The organism is Asaia sp. A2, from assembly GCF_057319415.1.
Genome location: NZ_JBXWTO010000007.1, coordinates 1 through 22,091 on the forward strand (window position 1 = coordinate 1; position 22,091 = coordinate 22,091).

The 22,091-nt window shown below is 62.4% G+C and carries 18 protein-coding genes; 3 read left to right on the top strand and 15 right to left on the bottom strand.

Annotation, left to right across the window (positions count from 1 at the left end; genetic code table 11):
- Positions 1-83 precede the first annotated feature (83 nt).
- Complete coding sequence (locus ACWNRM_RS07375) at positions 84-506, bottom strand: hypothetical protein (protein WP_485170205.1); 423 nt, start codon at positions 504-506, stop codon at positions 84-86.
- Between the two features lie 132 nt (positions 507-638).
- Here ACWNRM_RS07375 and ACWNRM_RS07380 point away from each other — a divergent pair, with 132 nt between their 5' ends.
- Complete coding sequence (locus ACWNRM_RS07380; RefSeq protein WP_485170206.1) at positions 639-3,188, top strand: helicase-related protein; 2,550 nt, start codon at positions 639-641, stop codon at positions 3,186-3,188.
- 648 nt (positions 3,189-3,836) lie between these two features.
- Here ACWNRM_RS07380 and dld read toward each other — a convergent pair.
- The 9 genes from dld to ACWNRM_RS07425 all read right to left on the bottom strand — a co-directional run bounded on the left by dld (position 3,837) and on the right by ACWNRM_RS07425 (position 14,350).
- Positions 3,837-5,558 carry a D-lactate dehydrogenase gene (dld, locus tag ACWNRM_RS07385; protein WP_485170207.1) on the bottom strand — a complete coding sequence of 574 codons (1,722 nt, stop codon included), beginning with the start codon at positions 5,556-5,558 and terminating at the stop codon, positions 3,837-3,839.
- A 146-nt stretch (positions 5,559-5,704) separates the two neighbouring features.
- Complete coding sequence (gene serS, locus ACWNRM_RS07390; RefSeq protein WP_122039062.1) at positions 5,705-6,967, bottom strand: serine--tRNA ligase; 1,263 nt, start codon at positions 6,965-6,967, stop codon at positions 5,705-5,707.
- Positions 6,968-6,989: 22 nt separating this feature from the next.
- Positions 6,990-7,784 carry a twin-arginine translocase subunit TatC gene (tatC, locus tag ACWNRM_RS07395; RefSeq protein ID WP_023978650.1) on the bottom strand — a complete coding sequence of 265 codons (795 nt, stop codon included), beginning with the start codon at positions 7,782-7,784 and terminating at the stop codon, positions 6,990-6,992.
- A complete protein-coding gene (gene tatB / locus ACWNRM_RS07400) occupies positions 7,766-8,509 on the bottom strand; it encodes a Sec-independent protein translocase protein TatB (protein ID WP_485170208.1) in 744 nt (247 codons plus the stop codon). The genes tatC and tatB overlap by 19 nt, the downstream gene beginning before the upstream one ends.
- 50 nt (positions 8,510-8,559) lie before the next feature.
- Positions 8,560-9,291: an SMC-Scp complex subunit ScpB gene (gene scpB / locus ACWNRM_RS07405; RefSeq protein WP_485170209.1), complete on the bottom strand. Its 732-nt coding sequence runs from the start codon at positions 9,289-9,291 to the stop codon at positions 8,560-8,562.
- Entirely contained in the window at positions 9,291-10,076 is a 786-nt protein-coding gene (locus ACWNRM_RS07410) for a segregation and condensation protein A (RefSeq protein ID WP_485170339.1), read from the bottom strand. Before ACWNRM_RS07410 ends, scpB begins: the two co-directional genes overlap by 1 nt.
- A 38-nt stretch (positions 10,077-10,114) precedes the next feature.
- Positions 10,115-11,338: an SPOR domain-containing protein gene (locus ACWNRM_RS07415; protein ID WP_485170210.1), complete on the bottom strand. Its 1,224-nt coding sequence runs from the start codon at positions 11,336-11,338 to the stop codon at positions 10,115-10,117.
- Positions 11,335-13,140, bottom strand: a complete 1,806-nt coding sequence (gene argS / locus ACWNRM_RS07420) for an arginine--tRNA ligase (RefSeq protein WP_485170211.1) — start codon at positions 13,138-13,140, stop codon at positions 11,335-11,337. Before argS ends, ACWNRM_RS07415 begins: the two co-directional genes overlap by 4 nt.
- Before the next feature lie 40 nt (positions 13,141-13,180).
- Entirely contained in the window at positions 13,181-14,350 is a 1,170-nt protein-coding gene (locus tag ACWNRM_RS07425) for a deoxyguanosinetriphosphate triphosphohydrolase (RefSeq protein ID WP_062164197.1), read from the bottom strand.
- A gap of 58 nt (positions 14,351-14,408) precedes the next feature.
- On the opposite strand from ACWNRM_RS07425, the gene erpA reads away from it, so the two are divergent.
- Together erpA and xth are read left to right on the top strand one after the other, a co-directional pair.
- Complete coding sequence (erpA, locus tag ACWNRM_RS07430) at positions 14,409-14,780, top strand: iron-sulfur cluster insertion protein ErpA (RefSeq protein ID WP_485170212.1); 372 nt, start codon at positions 14,409-14,411, stop codon at positions 14,778-14,780.
- Positions 14,777-15,544 (top strand): exodeoxyribonuclease III, encoded by a 768-nt coding sequence (gene xth / locus ACWNRM_RS07435; RefSeq protein ID WP_485170213.1) that lies wholly within the window; start codon positions 14,777-14,779, stop codon positions 15,542-15,544. Before erpA ends, xth begins: the two co-directional genes overlap by 4 nt.
- A gap of 178 nt (positions 15,545-15,722) precedes the next feature.
- On the opposite strand, the gene ACWNRM_RS07440 is transcribed toward xth, so the two are convergent.
- The 5 genes from ACWNRM_RS07440 to ACWNRM_RS07460 all read right to left on the bottom strand — a co-directional run bounded on the left by ACWNRM_RS07440 (position 15,723) and on the right by ACWNRM_RS07460 (position 22,055).
- Positions 15,723-16,520, bottom strand: a complete 798-nt coding sequence (locus tag ACWNRM_RS07440) for an EipB family protein (RefSeq protein ID WP_485170214.1) — start codon at positions 16,518-16,520, stop codon at positions 15,723-15,725.
- Between the two features lie 98 nt (positions 16,521-16,618).
- Positions 16,619-18,454, bottom strand: a complete 1,836-nt coding sequence (gene aspS / locus ACWNRM_RS07445) for an aspartate--tRNA ligase (protein WP_485170215.1) — start codon at positions 18,452-18,454, stop codon at positions 16,619-16,621.
- A gap of 86 nt (positions 18,455-18,540) precedes the next feature.
- A complete protein-coding gene (locus ACWNRM_RS07450) occupies positions 18,541-20,058 on the bottom strand; it encodes an FAD-dependent oxidoreductase (protein ID WP_485170216.1) in 1,518 nt (505 codons plus the stop codon).
- Positions 20,059-20,274: 216 nt separating this feature from the next.
- Positions 20,275-21,048, bottom strand: coding sequence for a 5'/3'-nucleotidase SurE (gene surE, locus ACWNRM_RS07455; protein WP_485170217.1), 774 nt, complete (start codon positions 21,046-21,048; stop codon positions 20,275-20,277).
- 218 nt (positions 21,049-21,266) lie between these two features.
- A complete protein-coding gene (locus ACWNRM_RS07460) occupies positions 21,267-22,055 on the bottom strand; it encodes a DUF2076 domain-containing protein (protein ID WP_485170218.1) in 789 nt (262 codons plus the stop codon).
- Positions 22,056-22,091: the final 36 nt, after the last annotated feature.

Consider the following 22,091-nt stretch of genomic DNA (forward strand, 5'->3'; position numbering starts at 1 on the left):
CTTTGTTCGCGGAACCCATCAGGGCCAGCAGTCCAAAACCGACTGCGCAAACAGGCCGGACAGAAGACTGCTCCTGATCAACGTCAGTGTGTCATTTTTCTCTTGCAACAAGGGAGCCATCCACAGAAGACAAAAGTGATGGGGCGGTTTTCCGGATGTGCGCCCTTCTTGAAATAGGCGACATAGAAAATGGAGGCGACAGCCTGCGGGGCCTTCGGATCGGGATTGGCATCGTCCCAGCCCTCAGGATGAACGATGAGCGTGCCGGACTCTGCCTGATAGGGAACAGCCTGCCCGCGAATGGTCACGCTGCCATCGCTCAGAACATGCTGTGGCTTCATCAGAAAGGCAGGACCGCGCACCTCGCCGGGGCCACCATCGGGGCCGGGCGGCGGGGGTGGCGGGCCCATATGCGGAGGCATGTCCGGCGCTGCGAGGGCCGTGCCGCCCATCAAAGCCGTCAGAGCGAAAAGGGCAGAAATCTTCGGAGCTTGCTTGAACCGCACCAGGTTCTCCTTGTGTCACGTCTCAAAAAATACGCCGCGGCGTATCGTTCCGGTTGCGTATAGGAAAGCGAAACGCCCATGGCCGCAAGTCTCCCGTTGCAGCAAACCGTGTCATAACGCACAAACGGATTCATGGACTCAGCACTCTCCCCCGCCGATCACGCGCTCTCTGTTGCGATCGAGGAAACCGGCCTCTCGCCCTCCCCCAAGGAAGAGCCGCGCCTGCTCAAACTGATCGCACGAAGCCTCGTGCCGGGAACGAACACCATCCTCGCCTCTGAATATGAGCGCCTGATATGCGATGTGCGCCGCAAGGACTGGGCAGCACAGCTGATGAACCTCACCCGCCGCGCGGGTGAGCTCTGGATCAGCAAGGCTGATATGCTCGATGCGGTGAGTCGCGTGCACGACCCGCGGGCCACGCCAGAGCTGCTCCGTGCCACGCTGGCAGACACGCTGGCCGCACGTTTTCGCGATATGGGCCACACGCCGCGCGACGTGCTTGAAGCGGTGCAGGCCGATCTGACCGATGCGGGCACCTTCCTCTCGGGCGGACAGATCGATCGGCTGGCGCAGATCATCGCCTCGGCTTTCGGGGTGGAGGATACGGGCTTCGAGGCCGAGCTGATCGCGAGCGAAAAGGCGCGACGCGAAGAGGAAGAGCGGATCGAAGCGCGCGCCGAGGCACGGCGCAAGCGGGAAAACGAGCGCCTCAAGGCATGGGAAGAAAGCCTCGTCGGGTTCGATCAGGTGCCCGCCATCCTGCATTGCACCCCGCGCGAGGCACTGCGCTGGATTGCCGAAAACCGCCTGCCCGTCACACGCCGTACCCCGCAGCCCGACGGCACTGAAAAATTCGAGTTCGATCCCGAAATCCTCAAGCGCCTGCGCTCGCAGCTGGCGGAATGGCGCGGAGGCGAGAAAGGCACGCCAGCGCTCGCCGGGCGCAAGGTCGGCAATGCTGTCATTGCCCGTGTGGCCGCGCTCGATCGCTATGTCGCGCATTTTCGCACGGCACGCTCGCTCAAGCGCCGTATCACGCTGGTGACTGGTCCCACCAATTCGGGCAAATCCTACACCGCGCTCAATGCGCTGGCCAATGCCGAGAGTGGCCTCGCCCTCGCCCCCCTGCGCCTTCTGGCCCATGAGTTTCGCGAGTCCCTGTTGTCCCGCGGGGTTCCGGCTTCGCTCGCCACGGGTGAAGAGCGCATCGATTTCCCCGGCGCCCGCCATCTGGCCGCAACAGTCGAGATGTGCCCCTTTCACAACCCGGTCGATGTCGCGCTGATCGATGAAGCGCAAATGCTGATGGACCCCGACCGTGGTGCTGCGTGGACGGCTGCCATCATGGGTGTACCGGCGCGTCATCTGTATATTCTGGGTGCCCCCGATTGCATCCCCCTCATCAGGCGTATTGCCGAGCTTTGCGATGATCCGCTGGACGAGATCAGCCTTGAGCGTAAATCGCCACTCCGCGCCGCCAGCGCGCCCTTGCGCCTGCGCGATCTGGAGGCGGGCGACGCGCTCATTGCCTTCTCACGACGTGAAGTGCTGGATCTGCGCGCCGAACTTCTGACACTCGGCAAGCGCGTGGCTGTGGTCTATGGCGCGCTCAGCCCTGAAGTGCGTCGTGCCGAAGCCGCGCGCTTCAATAATGGCGAAGCCGAAATCCTTGTGGCAACCGATGCCATTGGCATGGGGCTCAACCTGTCCATCAAGCGTGTGGTGTTCAGCGCACTGCGCAAATATGACGGCAAGCAGACGCGAGACCTGACCGCGCAGGAAATCAAGCAGATTGGCGGGCGCGCCGGGCGCTACGGCCATCATGAAAACGGCGTCGTCGCCGTGCTGGGCGAAGCGGGCACACCGGCCCATATCCGCAAGATGCTGGCCGCACCGCCCGAGCCCATCACGGAACTGCGCCCCCTCGTGCAGCCGGATGCCGATATCGTGCGCGCGGTGGCTGAGGAAATCGAGACTGACAGCCTTTACGGTGTGCTGGTGCGCATCAAGCGCGCCGTGTTGCGCGCCGACGACCCGAATTACCGCCTGGCCGATATGGATCAGGCCTTCGAGATTGCCTCAGCCCTGGAAGGTGTGGAGGGACTCTCCCTCACCCAGCGCTGGGTCTATGCCATGTGCCCCATCGATGAGCGCGATAATGGCATTTCGCGGCTGGTCGGCTGGGCCAGCGATCATGCGGCGGGTCGGCGGGTGCCGCCCCCCGGCACAGGGCGTCTGGTCCAGCCCTCACAGGCCGGGCGCGAGGAACTCGAGCGCGCCGAGAAACGGCATAAGCGCCTTGTGGCGTGGCGCTGGCTGTCGCTGCGCTTTGCCGATGCCTACACCGACAAGCAGGCCGCCGAGGACAACACGACGGCGCTGAATGACTGGATCGAGGCGGTGCTTCGCCAGCAAAGCCGCGAGCGAGAACACCAGAAACGCGCCATGCCCGGCAGGCGCGGCGGCGGGAAAGGATTTGGTGACCGGTCCGGCGGAGGCTATTCCGGCCCCGGCCGCCCACCGTCATCCAGAAGCGATGCGCGACGAGACGGCGCCGGGCGCGATGGCGGCAGAAGCGAGTCGAGTGAGCGCTCCCCCGGTGGATCGCCCTCCGGCAGGCGTTTCAAGGGAGCGGGCGGCCCACGTAAGGGCGGTAAAGGGGGGCGCGGCCGCGGCTGACACGCCGCAGTCGCTTTTTATCCCGCGTCGTCTCGCTGCGCTCCGGCAGGGTAGCAAAGCATACACGGAAGAGGGGCATGGGAGTGTGGCTGCGCAAGATCGCACGTGCGCGTCCCCTCCCTGTCGCTAGCACCTGCATCCCTGCCGAGCCGGCGTCAGCACCATGCGAAACGGCTGGGCGGGCGCTGTGATGAGTCCGATTTGACGAGTCGTCCCGCTGCGCCATGAGCAAAAAAAATACTTTTAAAACAGAGATTTATACAGATCGACGGCCCGGTTCGAGGTGCGACACATGAATTTTTTCGCGTGGTCGACGCAAAAAGTTCTTCCATTCTTCACAAAAACCGCGCTAGCGTTTCTTTGCGGCAACCGAGGTTGCTTCAAGTAATTCTCCGGAAATCACTCCGGTTAATTGAAGTAAAGTTCGGCCAACGCAAAATAGTGCGCATCGTGCGCCATGTGAAGAAGGAATACAGATATGTCGTCTGGTTTTTCCGTAAGCACATTATCGTCGAAAACTATGGTCTCGATCAGGGTTTTCTCCGCAGATGCCAAATATAAAGGGGTTGGCCCACCGTAAAGGTGCACCTCGGCCCTACGCCACCTTGCTTTGACAGGTCTTGCGCAGGGCCACCCGTTCTACTCTCCTCAGATACTTTCTGCTTTCCAGTTTCGCTTCCTTGTTGACCTTCCAATACCGGGATTGAGACAGTTACAAGGGTCGAGATCCCGGTAATGGGCAAACAGGGCGTCATCACCTTCATAGAGATGGCCGAGATTATGCTCGGCGGGATAACGAGCCCCTCTCTGGTCCAGCAGCGTGAGCATTTCATGCTCGGTCGCTTCCGCTGACTCCCCCGGCTTCAGAACGTAATCCTGATGCATCACGTGGCAGAGAAAATGCCCGTAATAGAGCTTCTCCAATATCCGGGCGTCGAGTGTTGAGGGCAAGGTTTCGGACCACTCCCGGTCGTTGCGTCGCAGCGCAACATCAAGGGCGACAATCTCCCCCACCCCGCGATCATGCACCGCGCGATAACGCAGCGCCGCACCGGCTGCCGCAAACCGATGCAGAAAGGCACGCTTGCCTTCATCGGGCGTGCAGGCAAACCAGCCTGTTCCCTCTGTCGCGAACGTATCGCGCAAATGCGCCTCTACCCTGGGGGCCAGATCTGCCGAAACGCGCAGCATGAGATGGTGCTCGAAGTGCGCCTCGAAATCGAGCATACGCTCGGGAATCTGCTGGGGTAACAGACGCCCCAGCTTCTGCATGACCTTGTCGGTCAGGTGCGCGGGCAGCCATTTCCAATGACGAAGCCAGTCATCCAGCCAGGCCTTGGCCGCGAAGAGACGCGGAATATTCCTGGTGCCCGCGTAGCGTATGAGAGCCACCGTATCGCGCCCATAGGCCTCGGCGATACGAAAGGCATTGCGGTGCATGTATTCACCAGCGATCGGCAGCGTGTCATAGGCCGTCAGGAGATGACGGCGCAGATCCTCCAGCTTGTCGGTGCAATTCGTGCCGATATAGAAAACGCGGGAATCGACCTCTGCCGGAAAGCTGTCAACGCGCACGGCAAAGACGATCAGCTTGCCTGCGCAGCCGGATGCCTCGAACAGACGGCGCTCATCCTGATTGAATCGCGCAGGTGTCTGGGCCTCGACATCGCGCACATGCGCAACATAACCGTCGTCATGCCCTTTCCGATCGGTCCATTCGATCTCGTCACGTGTGAATGCGCCACTTTCCAGACGGGCCAGTGCCTTGATGGGGTCGGCATCCAGTTTTACGCCCAGATGGTTGACGAGTTCGAGTCGCCCCTCTGCCGTGACGCGACCATACAGGGCCATCTCGGTATAAGCCGGGCCGCGCTGCACCAGAGCGCCCCCTGAATTATTGCTGATCCCACCCAGCACCGAGGCCCCGATACAGGATGAGCCAATAACCGAATGGGGCTCGCGTCCATGACGCGCCAGAGTGGTCTCAAGCTTGTGCAGGGTTGTGCCGGGCAGGCAGATCACCTGTCGGCCACCATCGAGCAGATGCATGCCGCGCAGACGGCGGGTATTGATCAGGATGACGGGGCGATCATACGCGTCGCCGTCTGGCGTCGAGCCCCCGGTCAGCCCGGTATTGGCCGCCTGCACGATCATGATCTGGTCAGCCGCCACGCAAAGCTCGGCCACACGCCAGAACTCCACCAGCGTCCGTGGCCGGATGACCGCCCTCACCTTGCCCGATCCGAACCTGAACCCCTTGGTATAGGGCGCTGTCGCATGGGGCGCGACAAGCACATGCGGCGTGCCGACGATCTGACGCAACAACACAAGAAGCCTGTCGGCATGAAGGGTCGGTTCGGTCAGACGCATGAGGGTCTTCCTTCTCGCAATGTCAGTCACGACGCCCTTTTTACGGGCGTGTCAGGCAGGCGCTCGCCCGCACGGCGTCGATACGACCTCATCCGACAGACTGGCTTTACCGTGCCATCGGAGGCGCGTCCCATCGAGGGTCATCATCAGCCGATGCGGGTCATACCGCCCATATAGGGGTGCAGCACCTCGGGGATCTCGATCGCCCCATCGGCCGTCTGGCCGTTTTCCATGACGGCAATCAGCGTGCGCCCCACTGCCAGACCAGACCCGTTGAGGGTGTTCACAAAAGCCGGACCGTTCTCGGTGCGGTAGCGCGCATTCATGCGGCGTGCCTGAAAATCACGCGTGTTGGAGCAGGAGGAGATTTCGCGCCAGGCCTTCTGGCCGGGCAACCAGCCTTCGAGATCGAATGTCTTGGCAGCACCGAACCCGGTATCTCCGGCGCAGAGCAGCATACGGCGATAGGGGATATTCAGCCGCTCCAGAATGGTTTCTGCACAGCGCGTCATGCGCTCATGCTCATCCGCGCTGGCCTCGGGCGTCGTAACAGACACCAGTTCGACCTTGCTGAACTGGTGCTGACGCAACATGCCACGCACATCACGCCCGGCCGACCCGGCCTCGGAACGGAAACAGCTTGAAAGCGCCGTCATACGCAATGGCAACGCCTTCGCCTCGAGGATCTCACCTGCGACACTGGCCGTGAGGGGCACCTCTGCGGTCGGGATCAGCCAGCGACCATCCGTAGTCTGGAAGGAATCCTCGGCGAATTTGGGCAGCTTGTCGGTGCCATACATGGCGGCATCATTGACCAGAAGCGGCACGATGGTCTCGCTATAGCCAAATTCCTGCGTATGGGTATCAAGCATGAACTGCCCGAGCGCGCGCTCTAACCGCGCCAGCGCCCCACGCAGCACCGTGAAACGGGCCCCTGAAAGCTTGGCGGCCGTCGGGAAATCCATCAGCCCCAGTTGTTCGCCAAGTTCGAAATGCTGCTTGGGCTCGAAATCGAAAACAGGCACCTCACCCCATTGGTGAACAACCTGATTGGCCTCCTCGTCGCGCCCCTCCGGCACGGTTTCATCGAGACGATTGGGCAGACCGGCCAGCGTGGCGCTGATCTCGCTCTCAATCGTTGAGGCGCTGGCTTCGAGCGCCGCGATATGATCGCGCAGTTCGACAGCCTTCTGCTCAAGGGCGCTGGTATCCTGCCCGGCTTTCTTGCCCTGACCGATTTCCCTGGCCAGAACCTTGCGCTGTGCCTGCTGCTCCTGAAGGACCTGAAGGGCCGCACGACGCTCCTCATCGCGTCGCACCAGATCACCGGCGACAGGCGACAGGCCGCGACGGGCCAGAGCCGCATCAAAACCAGCCGGGTCGGCGCGAAGGGCGCGCAAGTCATGCATGTCAGTAAAGTCCTGTCAGGTTTCAGTCGATCGTCGCAGGGCGCGGCTCAACGAGACGTGCCGTAAAGATCGAGATTTCATACAGAAAGATCAGCGGCACGGCGAGGCCCACCTGGGTAATCACATCGGGCGGGGCCAGTATGGCGGCAATGACCGTTGCCCCGACAATGGCATAGCGGCGGAATTTCTTCAGGCCTTTGGAAGTTACGATGCCCACACGTGCCAGCAGGGTCAGCACGACGGGAAGTTCGAAAGCCGCACCGAAAGCCAGGATCAGCTTCATGACCAGAGACAAATAATCCGAGACCCTCGCCTGCAATTCGATATGCAGCCCCTGTGAGCCTGCAGGGGCCGTCTGAAACGACAGGAAGAAGCGCCATGCTATGGGAAAGATGAAGTAATACGCCATGGTCGCGCCAAGCAGGAACATGAGCGGCGTGGCAATCAGGAATGGCGCAAAGGCCCGCTTTTCGTTGCGGTACAGGCCCGGCGCAATAAAGATCCAGGCCTGCATGGCAATAATCGGGAATGACAGGAACACGGCGCCGAACACCGCCACACGCACATAGGTAAAAAAGGCTTCTGACAGCGCCGTATAGATCAGATGCGGCTGCTCGCCCTGCTGACGCATGATCCTCGCCAGAGGCTCGGCAAGAAACAGATAGATCTGCTCCGAGAAATGATAGCAGAGCAGGAAGGCGACGATAAACGCGACCAGAGACCAGATAAGCCGCCTGCGCAGTTCGATCAGGTGATCGAGAAGCGGCATGGCCTTGTCATCGAGGGAGTCGTTATTCGTCATGGCGCTGTCGGACATTCAGGCAGGATCACCCCCGGCGCAGGGGCCGGGGCCGTTGAGACCTCTGGGGTCATGGCAGGATAGGGCGCTTGGGCAAGATCGGGGGTCGCGGCAGCGGCATCATCGCTCATCACGTCGCCAGGCTTTGACGAGGCTGGAGGCACCGACGCAGGTGCAGCAGGTGGCGGATCGAGCGCGACACGTCGCCCGTTATGGATGACCCGCAGGGGCGGAATGACGGCCGGGGCGTGCCACAGCGTCTCCTCATGCCGGAGGCGACGCGCCGTTGCCGGGGGCAGGATCGCCGGACCAAAGGCCTCGGCTGGCCTGGCCGGGCTGTGGGCCTCGGCCTCACCGGCCCCGTAGGCATGGGTATTGGGCGTCTCTGTCACGCCAGGCCCCGTGACCGGGATCGCGTTGTCCGTTCCGTGGGCCGGAGAGGAAAGCGACGGAGGAGGCGTGAAATCGAGGCTCTTGCTGATCGTCTTGTCCGAGTCGATCGTGCGCGCAATACGGTCCCGGAAGTCGAAGCGCTTCAGGTCGCGCAGATGGTCGCGTGCTTCCCCCAGATCAGCCTCGCGGATCATCTCATCCACATGGCCCTGGAACTCTGACGCCATGCGGCGCACCGCCTTGATACCCCGACTGACGGCGCGAATGGCGGTCGGCATGTCCTTGGGGCCGATGAAAACCAGCGCCACGACAACGATCAGCGCAATTTCCGACCAGCTAAAATCGAACATCTTCCCCACTCATCTCAGAAACCCGGCTCCGGTCTTGCACGACGCCCGGCCTAGCCCGCGCCCTTCTGGGTCACGATACGATCATTACGCCCCGAAGCATCGGGATCGAGCAGCAATTCCTCACGCCGCGGCAGAGCCCCGAGATCACTCAGCCCGAAACTGCTCAGAAAATGCGTCGAGGTCCCCCATAAAATGGGGCGACCCGGTACTTCCTTGCGCCCTTTGGGCATGATCAGTCCATCCTCGATCAGGGTATCAAGCACGGTCTGGCTTAGCGAGACGCCGCGTATGCCTTCGATATCGGCACGGGTGCAGGGCTGATGATAGGCGATGATCGCCAATGTTTCCATCGCGGAACGGCTCAGCCGTCGCGGTTTCTCCACCACGCGTGTCAGTGCCGGGGCAATTTCAGGACGTGTCCGGAACTGCCAGCCTCTGGAGACCGACACCAGCTCCACCGCATGATCTTCATATCTTGCCACGACACAGGCCAGAACCGGCCCCAGCAGCGACTCATCGGCCCCCTGCGAGACCACGAACTGCTTCAGCGCCGTTTCGGTGACGGGCTCGGCACTGGCAAAAATCAGTCCCTCAACCAGACGGGAGAGCGCGTTCACAGCCTCGATCGCGCGGTCGCGATGCGTAGCTGCCTGATCCGCGTCAGTGACCGCGTCCGAGTGAGCGGCAAGACCGACTGCTGGTGAGGCGACCGACACATCTTCGGCCTGTTCCCCTGCATCCGCAGGGGAAGTCGACCCGCCGGGCATGGAGAGTTCTGACATCAGCTTTCTGTCACTTCCTGAAAATCACCCTGAGGGGCACGAAGCATGATCTCGGCAAAAACGCTTTCCTGCCGCAATTCCACCGTGCCGCTCTTGGCCATTTCGAGCCCTGCCACGAGGGCGCTGGCCATGGCGGCGGCCCGTGCCCGTGGCGACGCAGCAGATTGCGCTGGCAAAAGCGAGGTCAGTTTCTGCCAGCCCGCCACCTCGCTCGCATTCAGCAGGCGATGCAGGGCCGAGACGGCCTCGGTCACGGTCCAGTAGCGCGGGCTCGGTGGCGCGTAGATACGTTTGCGCCCACGGCGACGGGTCATGCCCAGATAGGCACCGATCAGCCCCATCAGATCCACCCGCAGCCCCGAACGATCAATACGGGTCATGTCCTCGCCGGCACCACGCGCGAAGACGTGCTCTCCCAGTCTGGGGCGTTGATCAAGCCAGACAGAAAGAGCCCTGATGGAATCCAGTTCCTGAAGGCGCCCCTGCAGTAACCCCGCAGCATCCTCCGCCTCGGTATCGGGCTCATTCTCGATGGGTAGTAACAACCGTGATTTGAGCCATGTCAGCCAGGCTGCCATGACCAGCCAGTCTGCGGCCAGTTCGAGCCTGATCTGCCGCGCGCTCTCAACGAAAGCCAGATATTGCTCAACCAGTTGCAATATCGAGATCTGTGCCAGATCGACCTTCTGGGCACGGGCGAGATCGAGCAACAGGTCGAGCGGCCCCTCAAATCCGGTCAGGGAGAGATGCGGCGCCGATTCCAGATCCGCACCACCCGGTACCATGGCCGACGAAAAGGCGGTGCTTCCCTCCCCCATACCGATCAGAAGACAGCCGGCGTGCAGGCAATCGAGCGTGCATGCAGGCGCACACAGAACGACTTGGCGGCCTGGGTGGTGTCAAACCCGCCGACGCGCAGACGATAGAACACATGACCATTGATGGTCTTTTGCTCGATCATCGGCGTGCGGTCGCTCAGCAGATCGCCGGCCTGCTTCGAAAGCTTGCTCCACGTCGCCTTGGCGTCCGCTTCGCTGCCAAGCGCTGCAAGCTGGACCATATGCCCGCCCGTTGCCGGAATGGCGGAAGCGGTCTTGCTGGTAGAGCCTGTCGTTACGGAAGACGACGCAGCGGGAGGGGCCGATGCTGCCTTGGCCGGTTTCTCGGACGGCGCACGCTCGGGCACGGCTTTCTCCGGCACAGCTCTCTCAGGCGCAGCTTTTTCAGGCATCGCCTTTTCAGGAGCCGGATTTTCCGGCGCCGCCGGGGCGGCAGACCCGCCCTGATCGGCTTCACCCTGCGCTCCGGTACCTTCCGGCAGCTTCTGAACGGATGTGTCGGGCAGGCCGCCAGGGGCGCTCTGCCCCGAAGCCCCGGCACTATCGCCCCCCGCATCCTGCCCTGCACCCGCGCTTGCTGTTCCAGCAGGCGTCGCTGCCCCGGCGGGGGGCGTCTCCGGGGCTGTTCGCGCCGCCAGCGCCTCGGGGCGTGGCTGCTCTGGTTCAGGGGCCAGATGCGCCTCACCCTTGCCTGTCACGTCAAGATCCGTGCCATCGCCCATGATCTGCATGCCGCCCGGATCGGCCGGGCGGTCGCGCACAGGACCGGGAGGCGGGCCAATGACGGGAATACCCCCTGAATGGCCGCCCAGCAGTGACCAGCCACCCACGCCAACCACAAGCAGCGCACCCAGACCCGCAGCCCCGTAAACAAGGCGACGCGTCATGATGTCAGAGCCCAGCAGGGACGCCAGACCACCCCCTGCCCCGGCGCTGCGGCGCCTGAAGACAGGCTCGTCATCGTAATCGGCGCTCAGGCGCTCACGCGGAGAGGAAGTCTGCGACGATGCACCACGAGAAGAGCCCGTCGCACCGTCATACCCGGCACCGCCCGTAGCGTCCGAGGGATAGGACGGCGGACGCGTATCGGTGAAGCGCGGGTCATTGGCGCGTCGGTCCGGGCCACGGCCTGTTTCCTGCCGGGGGCGGTCATAGCTCCCGTCGCCGCCCGGCTGGTCGTCGCGCCAGTCTGGCGTATCGTCGTTCATCGCATCTCCTCAACCGGCTCGACACCGAGAATGGCCAGGCCACAGCGCAACACGCTGGCAACCGACGCCACGAGAGCGAGCTTGGCCAGACTCGCCGGGCGGTCCTGCTCATGCAGGAAGCGCAGCGTCGTATCCTCACGGCCCTTGTTCCACAAGGCGTGGAAATCGGCCGCAAGCTCGCCGCAATAATAAGCGATACGATGCGGCTCGCGCGTCTGGGCAGCCCCCTCGACCACACGCGGGAAGGTCGAGAGACGACGCAGCACGGCAAGCTCCACATCGGCATTGAGGCGCGACAGATCGGCACCGAGCAAGGAGGCATCGCCCGTGCTGTCAGCACCGAACATGGTTTCGGCACTGCGCATGACAGAGCGGCAGCGCGCATGGGCGTACTGAACATAGAAAACCGGATTGTCGCGCGTCTGGGCCACGACCGCATCAAGGTCGAAATCCATCTGCGCATCGGCCTTGCGGGTCAGCATGGTAAAGCGCACGGCGTCGCGTCCCACCTCGTCCAGCAGGTCGCGCAGGGTCACGAACGTACCGGCACGCTTGGACATGCGCACGGGTTCGCCGCTCTTCATGATGCGCACGATCTGGCACATCACGACCTCGAACTCGGTCTTGCCATCGGTCAGTGCGCTGACCGCGGCCCGCATACGCGAGACATAGCCGCCATGATCGGCGCCCAGCACATCGATCAGCACATCGGCCGCTTCGGCCTTCTTGGCGTGATAGCCGATATCATTGGCAAAATAGGTGTTGCTGCCATCGGATTTACGCAGCGCACGATCCACGTCGTCGCCAAACTGGGTGGAGCGGAACAGCGTCTGGGGGCGAGGCTCCCAATCTTCCGGCGTCTTGCCCTTGGGGGGTTCAAGCACACCCTCATAGAGCAGCCCCTTGGCGTCCAGCGCGTTGATCGCCTCATCCACGCGACCACTGGCGAGCGTCTCGGCTTCCGAGGCGAAAACCTCGTGATGAATACCCAGAGCTGCGAGATCGGTGCGGATCTCTTCCATCATCGCCTTGAGCGTGGCGGCGCGCACGATCTCGAACCATACGGAAGGATCGGCGGCCTGCCCGGCCTCATTCGCCAGCGCCTTGCCATGCGCGGCAGCAAGAGCCTCGCCGATGGGAATGAGGTAGTCGCCCTGATATTGCAGACCGGTCGGCGTCAGCGCGGCAAAAGCCTCGGTGTCGACCTGCGTGCCAATGGCCTGAAGGTAGCGCCAATATGCCGCCCAGGTCAGTGCGATGACCTGCGCCCCGGCATCGTTGATGTAGTATTCCTTGGTAACGTCATGCCCGGTCTTGGCCAGCAGATTGGCGAGGGCATCGCCCACCACGGCACCACGGCAATGGCCCACATGCATCGGGCCCGTCGGGTTGGCCGAGACATATTCCACGTTCACGCGCTTGCCCGCCCCCAGACGCGACTCACCAAAACGCGGCCCGGCCTCGATCACGCTGCGCGCCACCGATTGCAGCACGTCAGGGCTGAGCGTGATATTCACAAAGCCCGGTCCGGCAGCTTCTGCCTTGGCGACGCCCGGCAGCGCGACAAGCAATGGCACCAGATCGGCCGCGATATCGGCAGGACGACGACGGGCGAATTTCGAGGCCAGCAGGGCGGCATTGGTTGCCATATCACCATGAGACGGGTCGCGCGTTGGCGTTACCTCGACACGGGCTGCGATCTCGTCAGGCAGATCGGCCACCACCGAACGCAATGCCTCACGCACCTGGTTCTGGTAACGGGCGAAAAGGCAGTCTGTGGTGGGCGTTGGTGTATCGGACATGAAGAGCCTTGCGTTCCTGACGTGTATTCTGCTGCCTGTATCAACCCAGCATCGAGAGTTCCGTCAACCGTCGATGTTCATCCATCGCAAATCGATCGGTCATTCCTGCGATGTAATCGGCCACAACACGTCTGCGCCCGTTCTCATCGCCCTGCTGTGCCTTTTCGCGCCAGCCATCGGGCAGCAGGCTTGGGTCTTCTGCCAATATCCCGAAAATCTCGCCCAGCGCCAAGCGGGCCTTGCGGGTCATGCGCTTCACCTTCCAGTGACGATACATGCGCGCATAGAGAAACTTGCGGATTTCCTTGTTCTCCAGCGCCACCTGCTCGCTGAAGGCAACCACGGGCCCCGGGGCCTGCCGGATGTCGTCTGACGATTCCGGCCGAAGCGCCTCGATATTGGCCCTTGTCTGCATTGTGAGATCGGTCACCAGCACGTTGATGACCTGTCTGATGGTCTCATGGCGTATCCGGCGTTCGCGATCATAGCGCTCGGTCGCCCTTGCGCCACTCATCGCCCGCTCAAGCGCTGGTCCCACGATCGGCAGATTTGCGATATCCTCAAAGCGAAGCAGCCCTGCGCGCAACCCGTCATCGAGGTCATGGCCATGATAGGCAATATCATCGGCCAGCGCCGCCACCTGAGCCTCGGCAGAGGCATAGCTGGCGAAATCAAGGTGATGCTGGGCATCATATTCCAGCAGATAGGGCGTCGGGCGTTTGACCGGGCCATTATGCTTGGCCAGCCCCTCAAGCGTTTCCCATGTGAGGTTAAGGCCGTCAAAGGCGTGATAGCGCCCCTCAAGCAGGGTCACGAGACGCAGGGACTGGGTATTGTGGTCGAACCCGCCATGATCCTGCATGCAGGCCTTCAGCGCATCCTCCCCCGCATGGCCGAAAGGCGTATGGCCGAGATCATGCGCCAGAGCAAGTGCCTCGGTCAGATCCTCATCCAGACGAAGCTGGCGGGCAATCGAGCGGGCAATCTGCGCCACCTCAAGCGAATGAGTCAGGCGTGTGCGAAAGAAATCACCCTCGTGATTGATGAAGACCTGCGTCTTGTATTGCAGCGTGCGAAACCCCGCAGAATGAATGACGCGATCGCGGTCACGCTGCCAGGGCGAGCGCGTGGGCGCATCCTCCTCGGGGTGCAGGCGGCCTCGCGCTGTCTCGCGACGCACGGCATAGGGGGCGACATCCTGACTGATCATCCACACTCTCCACTTTGCCCGCTTTAAGAGCATGGCCGGGCGCATTATATGGGAAAACATGAGCCAGACCACGCCTCCTTCCGACGCGGCCCTTGCGGGCAGCTTTTCGGTCTCGCCCGGTGCCGCTGCCCGGATTGTCGAGATCATCTCACAGCAGGACGAGCCCGCCGGGCTGGCCCTGCGTGTGGCCGTGCTGGCAGGGGGGTGTAATGGCTTTCAGTATCAGTTCAAGCTCGACACTGACCGGGCGGATGATGATGTGGTGATCGAGCAGGACGGCGCAACGGTTCTGGTCGATCCTATCAGCCTCGACCTGCTTGGTGGGGCCCAGCTGCAATTCGTGGACAAGCTGATGGGAGCGCATTTTACGGTCGCCAATCCCAACGCAACCTCGTCCTGCGGGTGCGGCACGAGCTTCTCCCTCGCATGAGCTTTACTGTCGCAAGCTGGAACGTCAATTCCATCCGCCAGCGTGAGAAACACGTGCTCGACTGGCTCGACCGCGTCAAACCGGATCTGCTCTGCCTGCAGGAACTGAAATGCGAGACGCATCTCTTTCCGGCAAGCTTTGCAGAGGCTGGATATCACCCGGTTGTGGTGGGGCAGAAAGGCTATAATGGCGTCGCGATGCTGGCGCGCGAACCTGTCGACGTGGTTCATGAGCGCCTCCCCGGCTTCGCCCATGAAGCTGCCCGCTATGTCGAAATCCGCATGGCAGGCATGACGATTGGCAATCTTTATTTGCCCAACGGCAATTCGGGCGGGGCAGAAGGGTTTGCGACCAAGCTCGACTTTTTCGCGGCACTCGCCGAGCGGGCCAGAACCCTGCGCGATGAGGAGGCCGATTTCCTGTTCACGGGTGATTTCAATGTTTGCCCCACAGATGAGGATTTCGCCCCCGGTGCCCTGAGTCCGGGCGATGCCCTGCTGCGTCCCGAGAGCCGCGCAGGCTGGCATCGTCTGCTCTGGCTCGGGCTGACAGATGCGCTGCGCGCGCTCAAACCCACGGGACGGCACTATACGTTCTTCGATTATCAGAACGCTGCCTTCCAGCGAAACGCCGGTTTGCGCATCGACCATGCACTGCTGTCGCCAAGACTGGCCGAACGTCTGGTATCGGTCACGCCCGATCGTGATGAGCGGGCGATAGATCAACCATCGGATCACATCCCGCTGATTGTGACGCTGGCCTGATATAGGGCTCTGTTGGCCGTTGCTTACGAAGAGCGCGACGGCCTTTACAGGACTCCCCTCCTCCGGCTGTCGCGGCACTGGCCACACCCGCGCGAAAACGCATCCGGGGCGTGACCAAGATTAGACCCGCTCCGGTCGGGTGGCGGCAAGGCCGTCAATCGAAAGCGGAGGGCTCACTTCAGGGGCAGTGCGGGCTTGGCAAGGTTGTCAGGCTCTCGATCTGGCCTGACAGAACATAATCACCGAAATCGATCAGCAACCTATCCTCGACGCCGTTCGTCCAGAGACGGTCGCTATACGTCGAGTCAGGCAAAAACGCCGCGTTGCCGATGCCAAAACTCGCTACCGAGACCGGCACGGCGCTGAGCCCGTCAAAGAGCGCCTTGGGGCTATCGGGCTTTACCTGCGCCAGTCGCCCCAACGTGGCATAGCTCGGCGTTGCGCCATCGGTCGAAGCCCCGTCGAACAGATCGCGCGCCAGATGCAGAGCACCCTTATGCGCGCCATCGAGCAATTGAAGCGTGAACTGCGTGGGAAAGATGACCCGTGCCGGCAAGGTCATGACCTTGGCCTCTGGCTTGGTAAAGTGCACCACCACACTGCCATTGCGCTGGCGTTTGGCCTCTCCGGCGGTCTCGCTGGTGGTTTCATTATCCTGGCTCTGAACCGTCCGGAAAATGAAGGACCGGCCCCTCTTGTCCTCGAGCGTTGCCGATTGATAACTCAGTGCCGAGACCGTGCCATCGGCACCGGTCACCTGCACATCGAGCTTCTGGCTGACCGACCAGGCATCGCACAGATCATGTATCTGGTAAGTGGCCTGGCCACCCGCCGTTGCCAGCGACCCCGCCTTGAGACGGGCGAGATCGAGCGTGTAGGTCACCTTATGGGCGAGCAAGGCTGGCGCGGCCTTCGGGACTTGCGCCGCGTGCGCCGGGGGAGCCAGACCGTGAAGGGCCAGCCAGAAACCCGACAAAGTACCGGCACCTCTCAAGACTACAGCCCGAAGGCAGAGCATCGCAGACGATACTCCCTTTGCCCGGCTCAATTGCATGGTTCTGCTCCGAGGGGGTCTCAGGCAGCCCCGTCCTTCTGATCGGCTTCCTTCTGTCCCCCTTCCTTGACGACCGCAGCCTTGGGCTTGGGCGGCAGGACGGCGAGCGAGAGTTCCTTCAGGCGCGCGGGCTCAACCGGCGCCGGTGCTTCCATCATGAGGTCCTCACCGCTCTGGTTGAGCGGGAACAGGATAACCTCACGAATATTCGGCTCATCAGCGAGCAGCATGACAATGCGGTCCACACCAGGTGCCGAGCCACCATGAGGCGGGGCGCCATAACGGAAGGCGTTGAGCATGCCGCCAAAGCGCGCCTCGACCACATCTTCGCCATAGCCAGCAATGGCAAAGGCGCGGATCATGACTTCCGGCAGATGGTTACGGATCGCGCCCGAAGAGAGCTCGATGCCGTTGCAGACGATATCGTACTGATAGGCCTTGATGGTCAGCGGGTCCTGCGAATTCAGCGCTTCAAGCCCGCCCTGCGGCATGGAGAACGGGTTGTGCGAGAAGTCGATCTGACCCGTCTCCTCATTGCGCTCGAACATCGGGAAATCGACAATCCAGCAGAAACGGAACGCGTCCTGCTCGATCAGATCGAGTTCCTGGGCGATGCGCGTGCGCACCTGACCCGAGAACTTGGCCACGGCATCGCCTTCGCCTGCGGCAAAGAACACGGCATCGCCCGCCTTAAGGCCACAGGCTTCACGAATGGCCTCAACGCGATCGGCTTCCAGATTCTTGGCAATCGGGCCCTTGCCGCCATCTTCCTCGAAGATGATGTAGCCCAGACCGCCCGCACCGGCATCACGCGCCCAGCTATTGAGCTTGTCGAAGAAGCCACGCGGACGCGTCCCGGCACCGGGGGCCGGAATGGCGCGCACTTCGCCGCCATTGGCCGCAATACGGGCGAACAGGCCAAAGCCGGAATTGGCAAAGGCTTCTGTTATCGTGCTGATCAGGAGCGGGTTGCGCAGATCGGGCTTGTCGGAGCCGTAAAGACGCATCGCCTCGTCATAGGGAATACGGCGGAACGGCGCTGTATCGACCTTGCGGCCCTTGCCGAACTCGGCAAACAGGCCACTCAGCACGTCTTCCAGAACCGCAAACACGTCTTCCTGCGTGGCAAACGCCATCTCGAAATCGAGCTGGTAGAACTCGCCGGGGCTGCGGTCAGCGCGTGAGGCTTCATCGCGGAAGCAAGGGGCGATCTGGAAATAGCGGTCGAACCCCGCCACCATGGCCAGCTGCTTGAACTGCTGCGGTGCCTGCGGCAGCGCATAGAACTTGCCGGGATGCAGGCGCGCAGGCACGAGGAAGTCGCGTGCACCCTCAGGTGAGGATGCGGTCAGGATGGGCGTCTGGAATTCGGTGAAGCCGTGACCGATCATGCGCGAGCGCATGGAAGCGATGACTGCCGAACGCAGGCGGATATTGGCCGCCATCTTCTCACGGCGCAGGTCGAGGTAACGATATTTGAGGCGCAGGTCCTCGGGGTAGTTCTCGTTGCCCGCCACCTGAAAAGGCAGCACGGCAGCATGGGAGCGAACCTCGATCTCGCGGGCGCGCAGTTCAATGGCACCTGTGGGGAGATGCGGGTTGCGCTGGCCGTCTTCACGCGCCACCACTTCGCCCGTAACCGTAATCACGCTCTCGACGCGCAGACGTTCTACCGTCTCCAGCAGATCCGTCCCCGAAGGAATGACAATCTGGGTGACGCCGGTCTGATCGCGCAGGTCGATGAAGAGAAGCCCACCATGATCGCGCTTGCTGTGAACCCAGCCTGACAGACGGACGGTCTGGCCGGCGTCGCTTTCGCGCAGGGCGCTACAGCTATGCGTGCGATAAAGGTGCATGGGCGTCTTCCTGATTCGTAACCACGGGGTTGCGGGGGTGTTCCCCCCGCGAATGAAGCGCAGGAAGCCGCTCCACCCCTTGTCTGTCAAGCATCGTCGAAGGTGACGGCTTCCTTCGCCATCTCTTTTGGACGTCCCGCCATGGCGAGACCCACAATTTTATCACCCTTCAGATAACGTGCGGTGAAATCGAAACGATCCGCCTCGCCGTCGATCTCGACCCTGTCGAAGCTCTGGGGCCAGCCAAGATATTCGATCTTGCGGTCATATTGCTGCGTCCAGAACCACGGCACGGGCAATGCTCCCCCGGGCAGGCCCAGCATGGTGCGTGCCGCGATACGCGCCTGACACTGCGCGGTGCGCCAATGCTCGATGCGGTAACGCTGGCCGTCATGCGCCATGCTGGCAATATCGCCCACCGCATAGACATGAGGGGCAACCCGCATGGACTCATCCACATCGAGCCCGCCCTGATTGTTGATGGCATAATCAGGCAGATAATCCAGCACCGGGCTGGCACCGATACCGGCCAGAACCAGATTGGCGCTGATGGTGCTTCCGTCATCCAGCGTCACAGCGCTGACTGCCTTGTCTCCCTCAATGGCCTCCACCTTGCGCGAGGCGATAAAGGCGACACCTTTCTCCTCATGCAGGCTGCGCATGGCACCTGCCACGCTGTCGCCAAGCTGCTTCTGGAATGGCAATTCGCTTTGCGACACCACCGTTACGCCAGCCCCACGCTTGCGCAAGGCCGCCGCCGCCTCCATGCCGATAAAGCCGGAGCCGATCACGACGACACTCGTGTTCTTGTCCACCGCCGCGATGATCTGCTGAGCGTCCTGCGCAGAGCGCAGCCCATGCACCCCTTCCAGCGTGGCGCCGGGCACATCCAGCTTGCGGGCGCGCGAGCCGGAGGCAAGCAGGATATGATCCGGCGTGAACGGATTGCCTTTCTCCAGCGTGATCAGGCGGGTTTCGAGATCGACCTTGACCGCCCGATCAACCAGCCGCTCGATCTCGTGCGAATCATACCATTCAGCAGGGCGCAGGGCCGGAGGGGGGGCCCCTTCCTCACCCGAGCCAAGCACCATCTTGCTGAGCGCTGTGCGGTCGTAAGGCAGGTCGGGCTCAGGGCTGATCAGCACCACGCGTCCGGCAAAGCCCTCCTCGCGCAGGGTCACCGCAGCCGCAATCGCCGCCGCCCCGGCCCCGATAACGGCAACGACTTCGTGCTCGCGCATGGGGGCTGGCGCCGTCTGGCTCATGGGCTGTTTGCCCACAAGCACGCGGTCATCGTGAATTTCCACCGGGTAGCGTTTGAGCGGGTCGAGAGCGGGCGGCTCGATCAGGCGACCACTCTCAGCCGAGAAACTTGCCTTGTGCCAGGGGCAGACAAGCTGCACATCGCCATGCAGCGAGCGGCAGGCCACACCCTGCTCCATCGGGGCCCCCTTATGCGGGCATTTTCCGTCGAATGCCCGGATCTGATCGCCTGAGCGATAAAGAACCAGCGCCTTGTCGCCGATGGTAAAGGGCGTGATAACCTCCTCCGGAAGGTCATTCAGGGCCATAACATCGGTCCAGTCCAGCAGATCTTCGCTCATGTCGTTTCCAGTGCAATCGGATGAATCGGTATTGGATACCGATTGCAACGCCGGGAAACGGATCGGGTTGAGGCCTCTGGCTTGCGTCATCCCCCTGAAAGCAGCGCGTAACGTCAGCGAGCCCGGATCAGGTCATGACATGATACGGTAGCGACCAGTGCGAGACCTTCGCCTGCCCTCCCCCGATCTGACCGAGCAGAGGAGAATTCCCGACAGCTAGCGGGGCCGTGCCATCAGCCAGTCATGGACCACCCTGTTTGTCCGCCCGAAGGAAAGCGGCGTCACGCTCACATGTTTCTCGGCGATGGCACGGGTTTCCGTACCGGGTGCGTCACTCTCATGATCGCGCTTGAGATGCAGCCAGTGATAGGCCGCACGGCGCATATCCTCGCGCGCCACGACCTCGACATCACGCAAGAGCCCGCGGCCCTGCGTCGTTACCACGGCCTCCTTTGCCTCGCTGGCGGGACAGGCAGGAAAATTGATGTTCAGGCAGGCGGGCTCCGGCAGCGCGAGGAGCGCGAAGGCGGCAATGACATCCGGCGCCAGTTTACGGGCTGTTTCCCACGGCACATTATTGCCGTCACTGAAGGCCTGACTGAGCGCAAAGGCAGGCAGGCCGAGCAGCATGGCTGTCATGGCCGCCCCCACCGTGCCGGAAAACACCGTCTCGACGCCCAGATTTGCCCCACGATTGACCCCGGACAGGACAAGGCTCGGGGCCGCGTCGCGCAGGATATGCCGTGCCGCGATGGCCACGCAATCGCCCGGCGTGCCGGCCACGGCAAAGCGCCTTGGCCCATGCTGATGCACTCGAAGCGGGTCATGCAGGCTGAGTGCATGCGAAATCCCGCTCTGATCCCGCGCCGGAGCAACCACCCACACATCATCCGACAGCTTCGCTGCCACATCCTGAAGGACTGCCAGACCGGGTGCATCAATGCCGTCATCATTGGTCAGAAGGATACGGCGGAAAACAGGATGGCTCATTAGGGAGTTTCTCCTCGCGGATGGCGGGGCAGCCAGAAATCATGCCCCGAGGCCTGACATGGACCCGCGACCCTGTCACGATCTGGCACCGCGCAAAAGAAAACCCGGCGTGAGGGCCGGGTTTTCCAAAAATCAGCCGTAGGTCTGACGCTGCGGCGTGAATGACATTGAGGCCGCACAGCCCAAAGATCCGCTCGGATCAAGGCATGACGACGGGCTCAGAAGGAATCGTCGCCCCAGCCACCGCCGCTGTCACCACCCCAGTCTCCACCGCTGTCGCCGCCATTATTGCCCCAGTCATTGGCGTCGTAATTCTGCCCGGCGTCCTGACCGCTTCCGGCAAAGGGATCGTTACCCGCGCCACCGTAATTGTTGTTGATAATGGTTTCACCACCACCAAAACCCCCGGCAGCATCGCCGCCATGATGGCCCGAGAACAGGCTTTCAATGGCGTTGGCCGCCAGCATACCGCCCGCAACGCCGGTGGCCGTGGTCAGTGCCGAGCCGAGAAAGCCCGACCCACGCTGCTGGAACATGCCGGTCGAGTAGCCCGGAGGCAGATTGGCCTGCGGCGGCGGGGCGTAGCCCTGCTGGCCATAACCCTGCTGACCGTAGCCTTGCTGGGGCTGACCACCCCAGCCCGGAGGCGGTGCCGATGACTGCTGGCGATTACCGCCGCCAAACAGACCGCCAAACAGACCACCACCGCTCTGCGGACGCTGCTGCTGTGCCTGTTGCAGCTGGGACTGCGCCTGCTGCAACTGGAACTCAAGCTGACGGATGCGGTTCTGCGCTTCGGCCAACGCCACTTCCTGCACCACAGCCATCTGGGTCACGCGGTAGCGGGCTTCGGGATATTTCTGGAAGTTATCCGCAATCCAGCGATCCGCCTCGGGATCGACCGGAGGCAGATTGGCCGGGGCCTGAGAGCCGCCAAACCCGCTATTCGGCGCTCCGCCGACGCGGGCAACGAACTGCGAAATAAGATCACGCTCTTGCTGGTTCATGGGGATGACTCTCCATCCGGTCAAAATGATAACAGA